Here is an 18412-nt window from a genome sequence, read left to right on the forward strand (position 1 = left end):
TTGTAAAATATTATATTAATGAATATTTCTATTAGTTTATGGCAATACCCATTTCAGTTCTAAAACTACTTGATGTATTAAATATTGCAGCCATTCTAGCCTTTTGTCCATTAGTGAATAAATTCATGCAATCATCATTTGTATAATCCATAAAATTCATAAACATATCATAAGAACCGCAACTTTCTGGACCAGGGTACGTTGGACATCCATAATTATAACTATCTGCTTCTGGTGTATCACCTACAAAATCATCATATCCACAGGGGCCATCTCCCCAAATATGTCTTAAATTCATCCAGTGTCCAATTTCATGAGTTGCTGTTCTACCTGTAGAATAAGCTGTCTGGCCAACAAAACGGCGATCAAGGACAATACCATCGGTAGCCCAATCACCACCAGGGAATTGTGCATAGCCTAAAATATTTCCGCCTTGATAAGGCATGTTATTAACTACCCAAATGTTTAAATAATGTTGAGGGTCTATCACGTCATCACCTCCTGAAGAAGTAAATTTCATTGTGTCATCTGGCCTCCAACTTTTCTTTCTGCTTTCTTTTCTTATAACACCAGCTAATTCAAAATTTACTCCCAAATTTGCTTCTAATGAGCTAAAAACTCCAGGAATATTTGAGTTTTGAGGATTGTTAGCGTTAAAATCTTCATTCAGTGCAATTATTTGCTGTGTAATTTGAGTATCTGGAATATTTTCTGAAGATGAACTATAAATCACATGAAATATTACAGGAATAGTATTGCCAGCGAAATCTTGCCAAGGTGTAATATCGCCATTTCCCGTTCCGCCGCCGCCTGTTCCGCCGCCGCCATTGCCACCTCCACCTTTTCCAGGTCTAAAATTATTTTGTGCAATGAATTTTCGTGTATTGTATTCAATATCATACATTGTTTTTTCTAAACTAGGATTTTCACTTAATAACCTATTTAGGTTGACCATAGTTCCACAAGATTTTGTGAAGCTTTTATTGGTTGTCTGTGTTTTGCTGAAATCAGCAGATGCATCGGTATAAACGTAAAAGTCGCTCATATCAATTTCAGGTTGCTCTTGATTAAACATTTCACTTTCTTCACTTGTATTATTACAAGCATAAAGTATAAAGGCAAAAGCCAAAAAACGTAAAATGGAAGTCTTCATTGGTTAGTTTTTAAGGTTTGACAACCTGTAATGTAGTATTTTTTAAGAAATAATTAACAGAAACCTTGCCAAGTTTATAAGAAAATCGATAAATGGCCAATATTAGGACAAAAATAAATTTTAAGAAAGCATCATTTTTGCTTTTTTAACACCGGAAACAAGTACATCAATTTCTTCTTTGGTATTGTAAAAAGCAAACGAAGCACGCACCGTTCCTGGTATTTTATAATAATCCATAATAGGTTGCGCACAATGATGACCCGTACGAACAGCAATTCCTAATTTATCTAAAATAGTACCAACATCGTAAGGATGAATGCCTTCTAAATTAAAAGAAATAACGGACGTTTTATACTTTGAAGTACCGTAGAATTTTAACCCATCAATTTGAGATAACTGCTCTGTAGCGTATTCTAAAAGTTCGTGTTCGTATTTGGCAATAGCATCAAAGCCAATAGCGTTCATATAATCGATAGCGGCTCCAAAAGCGATACCACCACAAATGTTTGGAGTTCCAGCTTCGAATTTATGCGGTAAATCGGCATAAGTTGTTTTTTCGAAAGTAACTTCGGATATCATTTCACCGCCACCTTGGTAAGGTGGTAATTTTTTTAACCAACTTTCTTTTCCGTACAACATGCCTTCGCCTGTTGGTCCACACATCTTGTGTGCTGAAGCTACATAAAAATCGACATCTAAAGCTTGAACATCGGGTTTTATGTGAGGACATGATTGTGCACCATCAATTAATACGGCAGCACCTACTTGGTGCGCTTTTTCAATGATGTATTCAATAGGATTGATAGTGCCTAAGGCGTTTGAAATATGATTTACAAAAACAAGTTTGGTGTCTTTGGAGAGTATTTTATTGTATGCTGACATTACCAATTCGCCTTCTTGGTTCATGGGAATGACTTTTAATACAGCACCAGTACGTTCGCAAAGCATTTGCCATGGTACGATGTTGCTGTGATGCTCTAAAGCTGAAACGATAATCTCATCGCCCTTTTTTAAAATAGATGAAAATCCGTTGGCTACTAAATTGATGCCATGCGTTGTACCCGATGTAAATATAATTTCGTGGGCATGTTTTGCGTTGAAATGTTTTTGAATTTTTTGGCGTGCTTGTTCGTATTTATCGGTAGCTTCTTGACTTAAACTGTGCACGCCACGGTGAATATTCGCGTTGTAATTAGAATAATAATCTACAATAACATCAATAACCTGTTGTGGGGTTTGTGAGGTTGCTGCATTATCAAAATACACCAAAGGTTTACCATTTACTTTGCGAGAAAGAATGGGGAAGTCTTTTCGAATGGTTTCTACATTGAACATAGGTTTAAGTTTAGCCCCGATTGAGGCATTTGTTGGAGCTCCTCGCAGAGAGCGACTGCCGAAAGCGGGAACAGCTTCAAAAAATTTTATAAATCAAAACCAATATTAACGCCTAATTTGTTGGCGATAATTTTAGTAATGCGTTGTTTAATTTCAGGGATTTTAACCGAACTTAATACGTTGTTGCTAAAGGCGTACATTAAAAGTGCCTTGGCTTCTTTTTCTGGAATACCACGTGAACGCATGTAAAACATAGCGCTTTCATCTAACTGTCCGATGGTACAACCGTGCGAACATTTTACATCATCAGCAAAAATTTCCAGTTGAGGTTTGGTGTTTATGGTTGCTTTATCGCTTATAAGAATGTTGTTGTTGGCTTGAAACGCATTTGTTTTTTGAGCTTCTTTTTCAACTACAATTTTTCCGTTAAAAACACCTGTTGCGTTTTCGCCAAAAATACCTTTATAATCTTGATGGCTTTCGCAATTTGGTTCAATATGGTGTACCAAAGTATTGTGATCTACATGTTGCTTGTCGCCAATAATGGTAACACCTTTTAGGGTAGATTCGATACGTTCGCCTGTTTGGTAGAAATTCAAATTGTTACGCACTAATTTTCCGCCAAACGCAAAAGTATGCACCGATGCAACACTTTCTTGCTTTTGTTTAATAAACGTATTGTCTATAAGTGTAGCGTTTTGGTTGTCGTTTTGAATTTTATAATAATCGACAATGGCGCGTTTATTAGTGAAAATTTCTGTAACGCTATTGGTCAAAACAGGGTTATCGGTTAAACTTTGGTGGCGCTCTATAATTTGTACATGCGAATTCTCATCAACCACAACCAGGTTACGAGGTTGCAACATGGTTGCTGCTTCGTTTCCTGTTGAAAAATAAATGATTTGAATTGGTTTTTGAACCAGTTTATTCTTTGGTATGTGAATATAGGCACCTTCGCTTGAAAACGCAGTGTTTAATGAAGGTAAGCTATCTTTAGTAGCTGCTTTATTAAAATAGTTTTCAATAATCAAACGATATTTTGGCTTCGTTAATGCAGAAGACATTAAGCAAACATCCAATCCGTCGTGTGTGGTTTGCGATAGATGCGAAGAATATTTTCCATCAATAAACACCACATTAAAGGTGTCTATATCATGGATGAAATATTTTTTCACATCGTTATATTCTATGGCGTTTTCATTTTTTGGAAAAACGCTATAATCTTCCTTTAATACACTGTTCAAAGAGGTGTATTTCCAAGCTTCTTCCTTTTTGGTAGGGAAGCCTTTTTCTTCAAATATTTTGATAGCTTCGTTTCTAACATCGTGTACGTATGCATCTACATCTACACGTTCTTCGAATGCTAAAAAGGATGATATTAATTTTTCTTTTAAATCCATTGTTTCTAGTTGTTAGTCGTTAGTTGTTAGTCGTTAGTAAGTTGCTGTATACTGAGACTGCTAACTGAAAACTAATTTTAAGCGTTCACTTCTTCTTTAATCCAATCGTATCCTTTTTCTTCAAGCTCGTGCGCTAATTCTTTTCCGCCCGATTTTACGATACGTCCGTTATAAAGTACATGTACAAAATCTGGAACGATATAATCTAACAAACGTTGGTAATGTGTAATAACAATAACCGCGTTGTCTTTGTTTTTTAGTTTGTTTACACCGTTTGCAACAATACGAAGTGCATCGATATCCAAACCAGAATCGGTTTCATCAAGAATAGCCAATTTAGGTTCTAACATCGCCATTTGGAAAATTTCGTTACGTTTCTTTTCACCACCTGAAAAACCTTCATTTAATGAACGCGATAAAAACTTTCTATCAATTTCCAATAATTCTGATTTCTCGCGGATTAACTTCAACATATCTTTAGCAGGCATGTCTTCCAATCCTTTTGCTTTACGTGTTTCGTTAATAGCTGTTTTCATGAAGTTTGTTACCGAAACTCCTGGAATTTCAACAGGATATTGAAAAGATAAAAACACACCTTTGTGGGCGCGTTCTTCAGCTGCTAATTCATGAATGTCTTCACCGTTAAATGTGATATCACCTTTGGTAACTTCATATTCTTCTTTCCCTGCAATTACAGAAGCTAATGTGCTTTTTCCTGAACCGTTTGGTCCCATAATAGCGTGAACTTCGCCAGCCTTTACTTCTAAATTTATGCCTCTTAAAATGGCTTTATCTTCAACACTTGCGTGTAAATTTTCAATTTTTAACATACTTCTTTTTTAAATCTAACTATTAAAACACCACATTGTAATGGCGGTGGTTTTTTTATATTTTTAGTTTCCTAGTTTTACTACGGTATTGTCTTCTGGGTTTGGTTTGTAAATATTCAATATTTCTTTAATTTCTACGCGAAACGGCCAGCCTTCTTCATTTTCAGGTTTTGGAATTATATTTCCACGAATTTCTACAGAAACCATATCTGTGTCCTCTTTTTTGTAAGGTTGCACTTTCTTGTCTAGTTCATGCATTTTTTTATCAATAACTACACCGTAAACTTCAGTTTGCGTTTGCAGTACGGCAGCATCAGCAAAGTAAATAAAATCGCCTTTTAAAAGCGTAAGTCCGTCATTTAGTTTGGCGGTTTTTTCTTGACCATCAGCACCGATTGTGGTTACCTCTTGTTCGGACTTGTTGTTATTTTTACAGCTAATGAATACTGTTAGTATGAATGCTATAAAAAATGTTTTCTTCATTTAATCAATATTTACGCTTCAATTAATGAGATTCTGTTTGCGAAGGAATGACAAAAAGGTTATCCAACGCTACCTTCTAAACTAATTTCCAATAGTTTTTGTGCTTCAACAGCAAACTCCATAGGAAGTTTATTTAATACTTCTTTACTGAAACCGTTTACAATTAACGCAATCGCTTTTTCGGTATCTATACCACGTTGGTTGCAATAGAAAATTTGGTCTTCACCAATTTTACTAGTGGTTGCTTCGTGTTCTATTTTAGCCGATTTGTTTTTAGCTTCTATGTACGGAAAGGTATGCGCGCCACATTCGTTACCCATAAGTAAACTATCGCATTGTGAAAAGTTACGGGCGTTATCGGCATTTGGACTGATTTTCACCAATCCGCGGTAACTGTTTTGAGATTTTCCTGCAGAAATACCTTTTGAAATGATAGTCGATTTAGTGTTTTTCCCTAAATGAACCATTTTCGTACCCGTATCGGCTTGTTGGAAATTGTTGGTCACGGCGATGGAGTAAAACTCACCAACCGAATTATCACCTTTCAATACACATGAAGGGTATTTCCAAGTAACGGCACTTCCGGTTTCAACTTGTGTCCAAGAAATTTTAGCGTTCTTTTCGCATAAACCACGTTTGGTTACAAAATTGAAAACACCACCTTTTCCTTCGGCATTCCCTGGATACCAGTTTTGAACGGTTGAATATTTTATTTCAGCATCATCTAAAGCTATAAGCTCTACAACGGCTGCGTGTAATTGGTTTTCATCACGGCTTGGTGCGGTACAACCTTCTAAATAAGAAACATAACTGCCTTCATCGGCAATTACCAAGGTTCTTTCAAATTGCCCCGTTCCTGCTTGGTTAATTCTGAAATAAGTAGAAAGTTCCATGGGGCATTTTACGCCTTTTGGAATGTAGCAGAAACTACCGTCACTAAAAACAGCCGAGTTTAAAGCGGCGTAAAAGTTGTCTTTTTGTGGCACAACGGTACCGATGTGTTTTTTAACTAAATCTGGATGCTCGCGCAACGCTTCAGAAATAGAACAAAAAATGATCCCTTTTTCACCTAAAGTTTTCTTAAAAGTTGTAGCTACAGAAACGGAATCAACCACCACGTCCATAGCAACACCAGATAGTTTTTTTTGCTCATCTAAAGAGATGCCAAGTTTAGCAAATGTTGCTAATAATTCAGGATCTACTTCATCTAAACTATTGTATTTAGGCTTGCTGTTTGGTGCCGAATAATATGAAATGGCTTGAAAGTCAGGCTTTGTGTAATGTACATTGGCCCATTCTGGTTCAACCATCTTTTCCCAAGCACGAAAGGCTTCTAAGCGCCATTCGGTCATCCATTCTGGTTCTTCTTTTCTTTGGGAAATAGCACGAACAATATCTTCATTTAAACCCACGGGAAATGTATCAGATTCTATATCAGTATAAAATCCGTATTCGTATTCCTTGGTTTTAAGTTCTTCCCTTAAATCGTCTTCAGTATATTTATTCATAATTTTTAGTCAATTTTAACTCCTTCCCTTTGGGAAGGTTGGGATGGGATTAAAGTGAAAATGATTCACCACAACCACAAGTACGATTTGCATTTGGGTTATTAAATACAAATCCGGTGCCGTTTAATCCTCCTGAGTATTCTAAAGTAGTTCCTACTAGGTATAAGAAACTTTTTTTGTCTACAATAATTTTCACATCATTGTCTACAAATACTTTATCATCTTCTTTGTTTTCTTTATCAAACTTTAAATCGTAAGATAGCCCAGAACAACCACCGCTTTTAACACCTACACGCACAAAATCGGTAGTAGGGTTAAAGCCATCTTCTTGCATAAGTTCGATAACTTTTTTCTTAGCTGTTTCAGAAACTTTTATCATATGTTTTTAATTAGATTTAGAAACGTTTTGCAATAATTTTATTAAGACAATTTCTAAATAGGGTACAAATATACAATATAAGTCACGTATTACCATGTAACCTAACATTATATTAGCATATAGTTTTATAGGTTTTTCTTATTGATTAAAAAAATGTGACTTTGTTATAGATTTATGGTTTTAAGTAGAAAAATTTGAATTTTTATTACCGAAAGGGTGTGTATTTATAAAAATAAGCTTCTTATTTTTGCAGTATGATAGAAGATAAGAATCAACAACGTACATCATTGAGTGAATTAGGTGAATTTGGATTGATAGATCACCTAACTAAAAACTTTAAAATCAATCATAAATCAACCATTAAAGGTGTGGGTGATGATGCAGCGGTTTTAAATTTTAGCAATAAGAAAATTGTAGTAACTACCGATTTGTTGGTTGAAGGCGTGCATTTCGATTTAAGCTATATGCCATTAAAGCATTTAGGTTACAAAGCTGTTGTTGTAAACCTATCCGATGTTTATGCTATGAATGCTACAGCAACGCAAATCACTGTATCAATAGCGGTTTCCAATAGGTTTCCTTTGGAAGCGCTTGAAGATTTGTACGCTGGTATTGAAACTGCTGCTAAAATTTATAATATTGATGTGGTTGGTGGCGATACCACATCGTCTAATACCGGGCTTTTAATTTCGGTTACTGCTATTGGCGAGGTAGAAGATGAGGTTTACCGAAATGGAGCTAAACCTAACGATTTATTGGTTGTTAGTGGCGATTTAGGTGGTGCTTTTATGGGGTTGCAAGTGTTGGAACGAGAAAAGGAAGTGTACAAAGTAAACCCAAATAATCAACCAGATTTAGAGCCTTATACTTATATTATTGAGCGTCAATTAAAACCAGAAGCACGTAAAGATGTTATTCAATTATTGAAAGATTTAGATGTAAAACCAACATCTATGATAGATATTAGTGATGGTTTATCATCTGAAATTATTCATTTATGCAAACAAAGCAATGTGGGTTGCGATTTATATGAAGAAAAAATTCCATTGGATCCACAAGTAATTTCAACTTGTGAAGAATTTAATATTGATAGTACAACCGTTGCTTTAAATGGGGGTGAAGATTATGAATTGTTGTTAACCGTATCGCAAGCCGATTTTCCAAAAATTAAGGCAAATCCAAGTTTAAGCGTTATTGGTTTTATGAAAGAAGCCAAAGACGGGATGCATTTAGTTACTAGAGGCGATAGTAGAATACCTATAAAAGCACAAGGTTGGAAAAATTTTAATGACTAAACACTAATAAATCCACTTTTTTTTTTTGAGGATATATTTTGGATACACGTTTTTGATGGATGCGTTCTAACACGTCGTTAATTTCTTTAAACTTTGGTGTTAATTCGGTTAAATGGCCACTGCCATTTGTGGTAAGTTGTTTATTGCAAGTTTTACAGGTGTATTCTTTTACATGATATGTAACATTTCGGGTTACTTTAAAATCATGTCCGAACACCAGACAATGAATGTTTTTCATTAAAAATATTTTAATTAGCTACTTTAGAGTCTATTAAACTATAAAAAATGAAGCATAAAACACCGATAAAGTGTTAATAAATCGACGAAACTAATCTTTTTTCCCTTGAACGTTCCATTCTTGTATTATGTATACGCTCTAAAATAGCATTGATTTCTTTGAATTTTGGCGTTAACTCAATTAAACCACCATTGCTATTTGTGGTTAGTTGTTTTTTGCAATGTGAGCAAGTATACTCTTTAACATAGTAGGTAACTTTTTTAGTTACTTGATAATCATGACCAAAGAAATTGCAATACATCTTCGGTATGAGTGCGGATTTGGTTGTAGATTTTTTCATGTTTTGTGTTGTTTGGACAATAAACTTAAATAAAAAAACCAAATAAATCGCCAAAACACTAAATATTTTCGATGAAATGCATTATTTGTATTAAGAATTCACTTTCATTTTCAATATGACTCATGTGTCCATCAGGAAATTCAACCACAAATATATTGTTGTTCTTGGTTTGTTTAATGAGTGTTTCGTAATCTAAAACAGGGTCTTTTTTGCTGATAATCATCATTTTATTAAAATTAGATGATTGAAGAATGTGTTGCCTATCTTCTCTAATTTTCATCCCCTCTAAAGCTGCAATGATACCCTGAAGAGGCGTTTTTAAAGCTTCATTAATAACGTCTTTTATTTTATCAGCAAAAGCAATTCTGTTTTTTGGTCTGAATAAATTATTTACAGCAATTCTAATAAAGGTTTTATAATTCTGTTTTACAGCATCAATAGCGCGGTCTCTGTTTTGCTTTTTTTCTTCGGTATCTGGTAAAGCGGTAGAATTCATTAAGCACAATCCTTTTGATGCTTTTGGGTTTTTTTCGGCAAAAGCGAGCGCCACATAACCACCCATAGAATGCCCAATTATGGTGGCTTGTTCAATTTTTAAATAGTTTAAAACGGCTTCAACAGCTTCTGCCATAAGTCCCATGGTATGTACATAACCTAAGCATTCGGTTTTTCCGTGTCCCAATAAATCAATGCAAATAATACGGTTGTTTTTGCTTAGTTTAGGAATGAAAGCATCCCACATGGTTAGGTTTTCTAAAAATCCGTGAAGTAAGACCACTGGTTTTCCTTTTCCTATATCTGTATAATTTATATGGATGCCCTTATATTTTAATATCATATGCTAAAACAATTAAAAACTAAGCTTTCACTTTTTTAATGGCAGTAAAGGCTTTGTCTACAAATTCATCTTCAACTAAAATGGTAAATTCATTGGTTGTAGAAATTACCTCGTAAAGTACAATGCCTTCCCAAGCTAAACGTTTAAAAAATTGATAATATAAACCTGCTATTTTGGAGTTGTCCTGTGGAAGATTCACACTAATGGCAGAAAGTCCATCTTGAATGGCTATAAAACTTTCGTTTTTTAAATTTTCTTTAATAAAGTCGTTTAAGCTACTGGAAATAATGATGTTGCTTTCGTGGATTCCTCTAGTAAATGTGTAAAATAATTTAGATTCCTGATTGATTCGATTTAAAATTTTAGCATGATTGTCAATAATGGTTTCAGAATTTTTTATGGTAAAATCGGTTAGGTTTGATCGTACCGTAATATCACCCAAATTCTGCATGAATTTTTTCATTTTTACCGAATTTGATAATGCAGGTGGCGGGTTGTAGCGCCTTAAAGCCATCATAATAGCACCTGGTTTTACATCCTTTTTCAGCATTTTGCTAATAGGTTCAGTCAGCTCGATGGCTAAAGCACTGAAATTTATAATGTTTCTGGAAAGTGCTTCTTCTAAATAAGGTTGTGTAATTAAAATGTCTTCTACACAGTTTGATACAGTTTTCATGTGATTTTTTTATTGTTTTTTAAAGGCACATGCAATATTCATTAAGTTTTTCTAAATGTTTAAAGCTAAGAAACCAATGCTCTATGTTAATTATTTAACAATATGTGCAAAAATAAACATATTTTTTAATAAATATCTTTTTTAGGATTAGGAGTTATACATTCGCACTTTAATTGATGAAAATGAATCAATTAGATAAACGATTTAGCTTATAAAAGTATGAAAGTATTAAAATTCGGTGGCACTTCGGTAGGATCGATTGAAAATATATGTAACGTTAAAAATATTATTAACGACGGAGAAAAAAAGATTGTTGTTTTATCAGCCATGTCTGGTACAACCAATCAGTTAGTTGCTATTTCAAAACATATTGCAGATAACGAAGTTGATGGGGCAGTTGAAAAAATAAATGCGCTTCATGAATCATATATTAAAGTAATAGACAACTTGTTAAGTGATGCTTCTTTAAACAAAGATGTAAAAGCATACGTTTCAAGTGTGTTTAATTTATTGCTTGAATGTACAACTAAGCCATATTCTATAGAATTAGAAAATCAAATTGTGGCGCAAGGTGAGTTGCTTTCAACTTATATGGTGAATAGCTATTTAAATCAAGAAGGTGTAAGTTCGGCATTATTGCCTGCATTAAGCTTTATGCGTATTGATGCTTCTAAAGATCCTGATTTAGATTATATAAAAGAACATTTTAAAACCACTTATAAAGAAGCGGAAGATTCTCAAATATATATCACGCAAGGATTTATTTGTTTGGATGATAAAGGTGAAATTTCTAACCTTCAACGTGGTGGAAGCGATTATACGGCAACTATTATTGGTGCTGCTATTAACGCTGAAGAAGTACAGATTTGGACGGATATTGATGGGATGCATAACAACGACCCAAGATATGTTGAAAATACAAGACCAATTTCAAATTTATCATTTGATGAGGCTGCAGAATTAGCATATTTCGGAGCAAAAATTCTACACCCGCAAACGGTTACACCGGTTAGGTTTCTAAATATCCCTGTGCGATTAAAAAACACCATGAACCCAGAGGCTTATGGAACTTTAATTAATAACGATCATTCTGAAAGCGGTGTTAAAGCTATGGCTGCTAAAGATGGTATTACTGCCATTAAAATAAAATCAGGCAGAATGCTACAGGCACACGGTTTTTTAAGAAAGGTGTTTGAGATTTTTGAAGTTTATGAAACGTCTATAGATATGATTACAACATCGGAAGTTGCTGTGTCTTTAACTATTGATGATGATAAAAACTTAGATAAAATTTTAGTAGAATTAGAAAAATTTGCAACTATAGAAGTAGATAAAAACCAAAGTATTATCTGTTTGGTTGGGCATTCGGTTGTAAACCACCAAGAAACACATAAATTGTTTCAAATACTACAAGATGTAAAAATAAGAATGATTTCCTACGGAGGAAGTAATAACAATATTTCACTTTTGGTTGATACCAAAAATAAGATTAATACGCTGCAAAAACTAAACGATTATTTATTTGAATTAGTCACTCTGTAAATTGCAAAACTTTAGTATTGTATGCAAAAAGGGCTGTTTAAAAACAGCCCTTTTCTTTTTTATGAATTCATTAAATCTTCAATTTCTTCAGCTTCAATAGGAATATTTTGCATCAAATTAAAAGGCTCGCCAGTTTTTTGAATGACTACATCATCTTCTAGTCGAATACCAAAACCTTCTTCAGGAATATAGATGCCAGGTTCTACGGTAAAAACCATGTTGGCTTGCATTAGTTCTGTTAAAATACCATAATCATGTGTATCTAGTCCCATATGGTGACTCGTTCCGTGCATAAAATATTTTTTGTAAGCAGGCCAATCGGGATTTTCGTTTTGCACATCTGCTTTGTCCAATAAACCTAAGCCCAATAATTCTGAAGTCATTATTTTGCCTACTTCAACATGGTAATCAGCCCAAATAGTTCCTGGAGTTAATAGTTTTGTGGCTTCATTTTTAACTCTTAAAACGGCATTGTAAACTGCTTTTTGTCTATCAGAATATCTTCCGGAAACAGGAATGGTTCTACTTAAATCGCTCGCATAGTTTGCATATTCAGCAGCGGTATCAAATAAAATTAAATCGCCTGCTTTACATTGTTTATTGTTTTCAATATAATGCAACACATTGGCGTTGTTTCCTGAAGCGATAATAGGGGTGTATGCAAATCCTTTAGAGCGGTTACGCAAAAATTCGTGCATCAATTCAGCTTCAATTTCATATTCCCAAACGCCTGGTTTTACAAAATTTAAAACACGCCGAAACCCTTTTTCGGTAATGTTGCACGCTTGCTGAATTAAATCAATTTCAATAGGGTTCTTAACGGAACGAAGGCGTTGTAAAATAGGAGCGCTTTTGGAAACGTTGTGTGCAGGGTATTTGTCTTTTAACCATTTGGTGTAGCGGTCTTCGCGGGTTTCGGTTTCAACGTTGGCTCGGTAGTGCTCGTTGGTGTTTATATATACCGTATCGCACTGCGTCATTAATTCAAACATGATTTTTTCCATGTCCTGAAGCCAATAAACCGTTTTTATGCCACTGGTTTTAAAAGCTGTTTCTTTGGTAAGTTTTTCTCCTTCCCAAACGGCAATATGGGCATTGGTTTCTTTTAGAAATAAAATTTCACGATGTTTTTCTTTTGGACAATCGGGGAACAAAACCAAAATGCTTTCTTCTTGGTCTACGCCGCTTAAATAAAAAATATCACGATGTTGTTGAAAAGGCATGGTGCTATCAGCGCTTATAGGATAGATGTCGTTTGAGTTAAAAACAGCTAAACTACTCGGTTTCATTTTTGCAGTAAAGTTTTTTCTGTTGCTGATAAAAAGGGAGGAGTCTATTGGTAAATACTTCATATTTTTTTTATTAAAAATAATAATTTTAAATAGTTGTTAATCAAATTGGTGATTTGTGATTTTAAAAGATGCTTAAACCAGTTTTAGGTTTATGTTAAATACGCTAAAAGTAGCAAAACTAAGCAAATCATACATAATAATTTGTTATATTTGATACTGTCCCAAATTGAAATTATTGCTAAAAATTTAAATAATATGAAAAGAGTTACACTGCGAACGGGATTTGTCCTATTGGGGTTTCTTATAAGTTTTTTTAGTTTGAATGCACAAAAATTACTTAAAGAAGTTTCGTTAAAAAAGCAGATTGAAAACTCTAGTTTGGTGGTTGAAGGGAAGGTTGTTTCTAAAACATCGTTTTGGACTAATGACGGAATTATATGTACCGCTAATACAGTGAAAGTATATAAAGTTTTTAAAGGGGAACAATTAGCAACAATCGATGTTATAACATTGGGTGGAATTGTTGAATTAACAGCATTAAAAGTCTCTCATAGCTTAAGCCTTAGTCAAGGTGATGTTGGAGTTTTTGTATTGGAAGAATCTAAAATTAAAAATAGTTTAAGCAATAAATCTGTAAAGAAGCAATTTATACCCTATGGGGCTGAACAAGGATTTTATAAATATAATGTTTATGATGATTTAGCGGTTAATCCTTTTAATGCTATAAAAGGTATTTCCAATACATTTCACAAAGCTATTATTAATCTCACAAAAAGACCGATTACCGAAATGGTAAAATATGATGCCATAGCATTAACATCGAAAATTAATAAAGCACTTGCTCCTACGGCAATAACATTTTCGCCTACAACTGTTACAGCAGGTACAAAAAATACAATTACTATAACTATTCCTGGAGGTGCAACTGGAGATTTTGGAAGCGTTAAAGGAAAAGTTAGTTTTAATAATGCAGACGAAGGAGGTGGAGGAAATTATGTAGATGCCTTAGATACACAGGTCACATGGTCTGCAAATTCAATAATTGTTGAAGTGCCATCTGAAGCTGGGACAGGAAAAATTAGAGTTACGAACAATGATGGATCTGTTAGGGAATCAACTGCCGAATTAACAGTTCCAAGTTCAGAGATAAATGTTGTATATGATGCAGATGATACAACTGACGGTATGGGAGGGGGCGATAATGGGCCACTACCTGCATACGCCTACAGAGTTCAGCATATAGGTCAGAACAATGGGGGTTACACATGGGAAATGCAAACAGATTTTTTTAATGATTCACCCCGAACAGGAGCTAAAGCTGCCTTTAAGCGAGCTTTTGATAATTGGGTTTGTTCAACAGGGGTAAATTGGACTATAAAAAGCACCCCGACCAATGTTGACGTAGTTGAATTTGAAAGTGAACCTGTTGAATCTCCAAGCGTTTCTGCCCCAGCAGTAAACGTAATAAGATTTGATAATGGTGAATTGGATGAAATTACTTTAGGCGCCTGCTATTCTTGGTATAAAGGATGTAGTTTAGGTGGAGGTAATTTTCAATGGTTTGTTGCCGAAATGGATATTGTATTTAATGATGATGTTGATTGGAATTTTGGATCTGGGCCTACAACAATCGCAGGGAGGTATGACTTTGAAAGTGTTGCGTTGCACGAATTAGGTCATGCGCATCAATTAGGTCATGTAATAAATACCAATGGAGTTATGAATAATACTTTACAATTTAATGAAGATCTTAGAGTACTGAGTGCTCAAGACATCTCTGCAGCAAGTACAATTCAGTCTAGAAGCACCTCTACTTTTGTTTGTGCAAGCCAACCAAAAATGACCAATGCTTCATGTCCTTTAAATGTAGAAGAAGAAGAGTTAAATGCAGCCATTAATATATATCCAAACCCATCCAATGGTCAGTTTTATGTAAAAAATTCAGGAATTGTTAATCTAGACAAGGTAGTTGTGTATGACGTAAGAGGAAGGCTTGTGTCTCAATTTGATATGTCCAACGCATCTAGAACCAAAACAATTAATTTATTAGGGGCTTCAAAAGGCATGTACTTTGTTAAGATAGTTTCTGATAGAGCAGAAATAACAAAAAAAATACTTATAGATTAAGTTTTTTCTAAAAAATATAGTTGTAAAACAAGGTGTAATTAGTGTAAATAGTTTAATAAACACCATTTAAGGTATTAAATATTTAATAAAACATTTAATTTTTCGCATATTTTCATTGTTTTTATTCTTTTTAATAAGAATATATTGAGTATTATCCAAAACTAAGTATTATTACTTATAATTATTCTAAATTATAATTTTACAGCTCAACTTTTTGCCTATGAATTTATTGTAAATTACCTTTGCAAACTATACTTAACAAATTAACTAATGAGCGGATTTTTTAAATCTTCAATCGGAAGAAAAGTAGCCATGGCGCTTTCAGCTTTTTTCCTCATGTTTTTCTTACTTCAACATTTTGCAATTAATCTTTTATCAGTTTTCAGTGGCGACCTTTTTAACGAAGTGTCTCACTTTATGGGAACCAATTGGTTAATTCAATTTGTAATGCAGCCCATTTTGATTTTTGGTGTTGTTTTTCATTTTGTTATGGGCTTTATTTTGGAAATAAAGAACAAACAAGCAAGAACTATTTCTTATGTGAAAAATAACGGTGCTGCAAACTCAACATGGATGAGTAGAAACATGATTTACAGTGGTATTGCTATTTTGGCGTTTATCATTTTACATTTTATTGATTTTTGGTTTCCAGAAATTAACACCAAATACATCCAAGGCGATTGGTCTGGTGTGCACGAAGGTGTGGATGGGTACCGCTATTTCCATGAGTTACAAGAAAAGTTTGTGAGTCCAATTAGGGTAGGTGCTTACGTTTTGGCTTTTGTATTTTTGGCGTTGCATTTATTGCATGGTTTTACCTCGGCATTCCAATCTATGGGTGCTACTGCAAGCAGAAAGAAATCATTACAAAATATAGGAAAAGCCTATTCAATTATAATTCCTTTAGGGTTTATAATTATTGCGCTTTTTCATCATTTAAATCACCATTAATCTCAGATATATGGCATTAGATTCAAAAATACCACACGGTCCTTTAAAAGATAAATGGACAGATTATAAAAATCATATCAATCTTGTAAATCCTGCAAATAAGCGTCATATCGATATTATTGTTGTGGGTACTGGTTTAGCTGGTGGGTCTGCTGCAGCCACTTTAGCAGAGCTAGGTTATAATGTAAAAGCATTTGCTTATCAAGATTCACCTCGTCGTGCGCACTCCATTGCGGCTCAAGGAGGTATTAATGCAGCAAAAAACTATCAAGGTGATGGCGATTCAACATACAGATTGTTCTACGATACCGTAAAAGGTGGCGATTACCGTTCGCGTGAAGCTAATGTGTACCGTTTGGCTGAGGTGTCTGCTAATATTATCGACCAATGTGTGGCTCAGGGGGTTCCTTTTGCACGTGATTATGGTGGCTTGTTAGATAACCGTTCATTTGGAGGTGTACTGGTTTCAAGAACATTTTATGCTAAAGGACAAACAGGACAACAGTTATTATTAGGAGCTTATTCCGCTATGAACAGACAGATTGCTCGTGGTAAAATTGAGATGTTCAACCGCCACGAAATGTTGGATGTTGTTAAAATTGATGGTAAAGCACGTGGTATCATTGCCCGTAATTTAGTTACAGGCGAAATTGAAAGACATTCGGCACATGCTGTTGTAATAGCTACTGGAGGTTATGGAAATGTATATTTCCTATCAACAAATGCTATGGGAAGTAACGCTACTGCTGCTTGGAAAATCCATAAAAAAGGTGCGTTTTTTGCTAATCCTTGTTTTACGCAAATTCACCCAACATGTATTCCACGTTCGGGCGATTATCAATCGAAATTAACGTTGATGTCTGAATCGTTACGTAACGATGGGCGTATTTGGGTTCCAAAAAAGATTGAAGATTCAAAAGCGTTACAACAACGTAAAATAAAGCCAACTGATATTGCAGAAGAAGATAGAGATTATTTCTTAGAGCGTCGTTATCCTGCATTTGGTAACTTAGTACCTCGCGATGTGGCATCTCGTGCTGCTAAAGAGCGTTGCGATGCTGGTTTTGGAGTGAATGCTACTGGTGAAGCTGTATTTTTAGATTTTGCCTCGGCAATTACTCGTTATGGAAAAACCCAAGCTAAAATTCAGAATATTGAAAATCCTTCGGATGCTAAAATATACGAATTAGGTCAAGCCATTGTTGAAGAGAAATACGGAAACTTATTTCAAATGTATGAGAAAATCGTTGATGAGAATCCATACGAAACACCAATGATGATTTACCCTGCAACTCATTATACCATGGGAGGAGTTTGGGTAGATTACAACTTAATGACTACAGTTGATGGTTTGTATTGTATTGGTGAAGCTAATTTCTCTGAGCATGGTGCTAACCGATTAGGAGCTTCAGCTTTAATGCAAGGACTTGCAGATGGATATTTTGTATTACCATATACAATTGGAGATTACTTATCTAACGAAATTAGAACTGGTAAAATTCCAACCAACACGCCAGAGTTTGATGAAGCTGAAAAAGAAGTAACCGATAGAATCAATTTCTTTATCAATAATAAAGGAGAGCACTCCGTAGATTATTACCACAAAAAATTAGGAAAAATTATGTGGGATAAATGCGGCATGTCTCGTAACGAGCAAGGTTTAAAAGAAGCGATGACGGAAATTAAAGCATTGCGTGAAGATTTCTGGAAAAACGTAAAAGTACCTGGTTCTGCAAGCGAAATGAACCCTGAATTGGAAAAAGCGGGTCGTGTAGCCGATTTTCTTGAGTTAGGTGAGTTATTCGCTAAAGATGCACTTAATAGAAACGAATCTTGTGGTGGTCACTTTAGAGAAGAATCGGTTGAATTAGATGGTGAACAAAAAGGTGAAGCTAAACGTAATGATAAAGATTACGCTTACGTAGCTGCTTGGGAATACAAAGGCGAACCTGCCGATGCCGTTTTACATAAAGAAATATTAGAGTTTAAAGATATTGAACTAAAACAACGTTCATACAAATAAGA

The 18412-nt window shown here is 34.6% G+C and carries 17 protein-coding genes; 5 read left to right on the forward strand and 12 right to left on the reverse strand.

The window, feature by feature from the left end:
* Positions 1-31: 31 nt before the first annotated feature.
* The 7 genes from ACGK9U_RS09815 to ACGK9U_RS09845 all read right to left on the reverse strand — a co-directional run bounded on the left by ACGK9U_RS09815 (position 32) and on the right by ACGK9U_RS09845 (position 7088).
* Entirely contained in the window at positions 32-1153 is a 1122-nt protein-coding gene (locus ACGK9U_RS09815) for a zinc metalloprotease (protein WP_394466198.1), read from the reverse strand.
* A gap of 120 nt (positions 1154-1273) precedes the next feature.
* Complete coding sequence (locus tag ACGK9U_RS09820) at positions 1274-2488, reverse strand: aminotransferase class V-fold PLP-dependent enzyme (protein ID WP_394466199.1); 1215 nt, start codon at positions 2486-2488, stop codon at positions 1274-1276.
* 86 nt (positions 2489-2574) lie between these two features.
* Complete coding sequence (gene sufD / locus ACGK9U_RS09825) at positions 2575-3888, reverse strand: Fe-S cluster assembly protein SufD (protein ID WP_394466200.1); 1314 nt, start codon at positions 3886-3888, stop codon at positions 2575-2577.
* Positions 3889-3965: 77 nt separating this feature from the next.
* On the reverse strand, positions 3966-4718 hold the full coding sequence (sufC, locus tag ACGK9U_RS09830; RefSeq protein WP_394466201.1) for a Fe-S cluster assembly ATPase SufC: 753 nt from the start codon (positions 4716-4718) through the stop codon (positions 3966-3968).
* Positions 4719-4781: 63 nt separating this feature from the next.
* Entirely contained in the window at positions 4782-5201 is a 420-nt protein-coding gene (locus ACGK9U_RS09835) for a hypothetical protein (RefSeq protein ID WP_394466202.1), read from the reverse strand.
* Positions 5202-5260: 59 nt separating this feature from the next.
* Entirely contained in the window at positions 5261-6709 is a 1449-nt protein-coding gene (gene sufB / locus ACGK9U_RS09840) for a Fe-S cluster assembly protein SufB (RefSeq protein ID WP_394466203.1), read from the reverse strand.
* A 49-nt stretch (positions 6710-6758) separates the two neighbouring features.
* Positions 6759-7088, reverse strand: coding sequence for a HesB/IscA family protein (locus ACGK9U_RS09845; RefSeq protein WP_379925025.1), 330 nt, complete (start codon positions 7086-7088; stop codon positions 6759-6761).
* Between the two features lie 254 nt (positions 7089-7342).
* Between ACGK9U_RS09845 and thiL the strand changes: the two genes are divergently transcribed.
* Positions 7343-8383, forward strand: coding sequence for a thiamine-phosphate kinase (gene thiL, locus ACGK9U_RS09850; RefSeq protein WP_394466204.1), 1041 nt, complete (start codon positions 7343-7345; stop codon positions 8381-8383).
* On the opposite strand, the gene ACGK9U_RS09855 is transcribed toward thiL, so the two are convergent.
* The 4 genes from ACGK9U_RS09855 to ACGK9U_RS09870 all read right to left on the reverse strand — a co-directional run bounded on the left by ACGK9U_RS09855 (position 8373) and on the right by ACGK9U_RS09870 (position 10475).
* Entirely contained in the window at positions 8373-8621 is a 249-nt protein-coding gene (locus ACGK9U_RS09855; RefSeq protein WP_394466205.1) for a hypothetical protein, read from the reverse strand. The two genes, thiL and ACGK9U_RS09855, sit on opposite strands and share 11 nt — an antisense overlap.
* Before the next feature lie 73 nt (positions 8622-8694).
* Positions 8695-8961 (reverse strand): hypothetical protein, encoded by a 267-nt coding sequence (locus tag ACGK9U_RS09860; RefSeq protein WP_394466206.1) that lies wholly within the window; start codon positions 8959-8961, stop codon positions 8695-8697.
* A gap of 58 nt (positions 8962-9019) precedes the next feature.
* Complete coding sequence (locus ACGK9U_RS09865; RefSeq protein ID WP_394466207.1) at positions 9020-9799, reverse strand: alpha/beta fold hydrolase; 780 nt, start codon at positions 9797-9799, stop codon at positions 9020-9022.
* 19 nt (positions 9800-9818) lie between these two features.
* On the reverse strand, positions 9819-10475 hold the full coding sequence (locus ACGK9U_RS09870) for a hypothetical protein (protein WP_394466208.1): 657 nt from the start codon (positions 10473-10475) through the stop codon (positions 9819-9821).
* A gap of 219 nt (positions 10476-10694) precedes the next feature.
* On the opposite strand from ACGK9U_RS09870, the gene ACGK9U_RS09875 reads away from it, so the two are divergent.
* Positions 10695-12017 (forward strand): aspartate kinase, encoded by a 1323-nt coding sequence (locus ACGK9U_RS09875; protein WP_394466209.1) that lies wholly within the window; start codon positions 10695-10697, stop codon positions 12015-12017.
* A 59-nt stretch (positions 12018-12076) separates the two neighbouring features.
* Here the strand turns inward: ACGK9U_RS09875 and ACGK9U_RS09880 are convergent, their stop codons facing one another.
* Positions 12077-13369, reverse strand: a complete 1293-nt coding sequence (locus tag ACGK9U_RS09880; RefSeq protein ID WP_394466210.1) for an aminopeptidase P N-terminal domain-containing protein — start codon at positions 13367-13369, stop codon at positions 12077-12079.
* Between the two features lie 195 nt (positions 13370-13564).
* Between ACGK9U_RS09880 and ACGK9U_RS09885 the strand changes: the two genes are divergently transcribed.
* The 3 genes from ACGK9U_RS09885 (at position 13565) to ACGK9U_RS09895 (ending at position 18410) form a co-directional block, all read left to right on the forward strand.
* Complete coding sequence (locus tag ACGK9U_RS09885) at positions 13565-15436, forward strand: T9SS type A sorting domain-containing protein (protein WP_394466211.1); 1872 nt, start codon at positions 13565-13567, stop codon at positions 15434-15436.
* A 270-nt stretch (positions 15437-15706) separates the two neighbouring features.
* A complete protein-coding gene (locus ACGK9U_RS09890) occupies positions 15707-16387 on the forward strand; it encodes a succinate dehydrogenase cytochrome b subunit (RefSeq protein ID WP_394466212.1) in 681 nt (226 codons plus the stop codon).
* Positions 16388-16397: 10 nt separating this feature from the next.
* The gene (locus ACGK9U_RS09895) at positions 16398-18410 is read left to right on the forward strand and encodes a fumarate reductase/succinate dehydrogenase flavoprotein subunit (protein WP_394466213.1); all 2013 of its coding nucleotides are present in this window, start codon (positions 16398-16400) and stop codon (positions 18408-18410) included.
* The last annotated feature ends 2 nt before the right edge of the window (positions 18411-18412 follow it).

Origin of the sequence: Mariniflexile sp. HNIBRBA6329 (assembly GCF_043558645.1) — a bacterium.
In the GTDB taxonomy this organism is placed as follows: Bacteria; Bacteroidota; Bacteroidia; order Flavobacteriales; family Flavobacteriaceae; genus Mariniflexile.

Excerpts from the sequence above, each read along its gene's own strand:
- ACGK9U_RS09890 (WP_394466212.1), top strand. The coding sequence starts at position 15,707 with ATGAGCGGATTTTTTAAATCTTCAATCGGAAGAAAAGTAGCCATGGCG.
- thiL (WP_394466204.1), top strand. The coding sequence starts at position 7,343 with ATGATAGAAGATAAGAATCAACAACGTACATCATTGAGTGAATTAGGT.
- ACGK9U_RS09835 (WP_394466202.1), bottom strand. The coding sequence starts at position 5,201 with ATGAAGAAAACATTTTTTATAGCATTCATACTAACAGTATTCATTAGC.
- ACGK9U_RS09875 (WP_394466209.1), top strand. The coding sequence starts at position 10,695 with ATGAAAGTATTAAAATTCGGTGGCACTTCGGTAGGATCGATTGAAAAT.
- ACGK9U_RS09895 (WP_394466213.1), top strand. The coding sequence starts at position 16,398 with ATGGCATTAGATTCAAAAATACCACACGGTCCTTTAAAAGATAAATGG.
- ACGK9U_RS09865 (WP_394466207.1), bottom strand. The coding sequence starts at position 9,799 with ATGATATTAAAATATAAGGGCATCCATATAAATTATACAGATATAGGA.
- ACGK9U_RS09880 (WP_394466210.1), bottom strand. The coding sequence starts at position 13,369 with ATGAAGTATTTACCAATAGACTCCTCCCTTTTTATCAGCAACAGAAAA.
- ACGK9U_RS09815 (WP_394466198.1), bottom strand. The coding sequence starts at position 1,153 with ATGAAGACTTCCATTTTACGTTTTTTGGCTTTTGCCTTTATACTTTAT.
- ACGK9U_RS09860 (WP_394466206.1), bottom strand. The coding sequence starts at position 8,961 with ATGAAAAAATCTACAACCAAATCCGCACTCATACCGAAGATGTATTGC.
- sufD (WP_394466200.1), bottom strand. The coding sequence starts at position 3,888 with ATGGATTTAAAAGAAAAATTAATATCATCCTTTTTAGCATTCGAAGAA.
- ACGK9U_RS09845 (WP_379925025.1), bottom strand. The coding sequence starts at position 7,088 with ATGATAAAAGTTTCTGAAACAGCTAAGAAAAAAGTTATCGAACTTATG.
- sufB (WP_394466203.1), bottom strand. The coding sequence starts at position 6,709 with ATGAATAAATATACTGAAGACGATTTAAGGGAAGAACTTAAAACCAAG.
- ACGK9U_RS09855 (WP_394466205.1), bottom strand. The coding sequence starts at position 8,621 with ATGAAAAACATTCATTGTCTGGTGTTCGGACATGATTTTAAAGTAACC.
- sufC (WP_394466201.1), bottom strand. The coding sequence starts at position 4,718 with ATGTTAAAAATTGAAAATTTACACGCAAGTGTTGAAGATAAAGCCATT.
- ACGK9U_RS09820 (WP_394466199.1), bottom strand. The coding sequence starts at position 2,488 with ATGTTCAATGTAGAAACCATTCGAAAAGACTTCCCCATTCTTTCTCGC.
- ACGK9U_RS09870 (WP_394466208.1), bottom strand. The coding sequence starts at position 10,475 with ATGAAAACTGTATCAAACTGTGTAGAAGACATTTTAATTACACAACCT.
- ACGK9U_RS09885 (WP_394466211.1), top strand. The coding sequence starts at position 13,565 with ATGAAAAGAGTTACACTGCGAACGGGATTTGTCCTATTGGGGTTTCTT.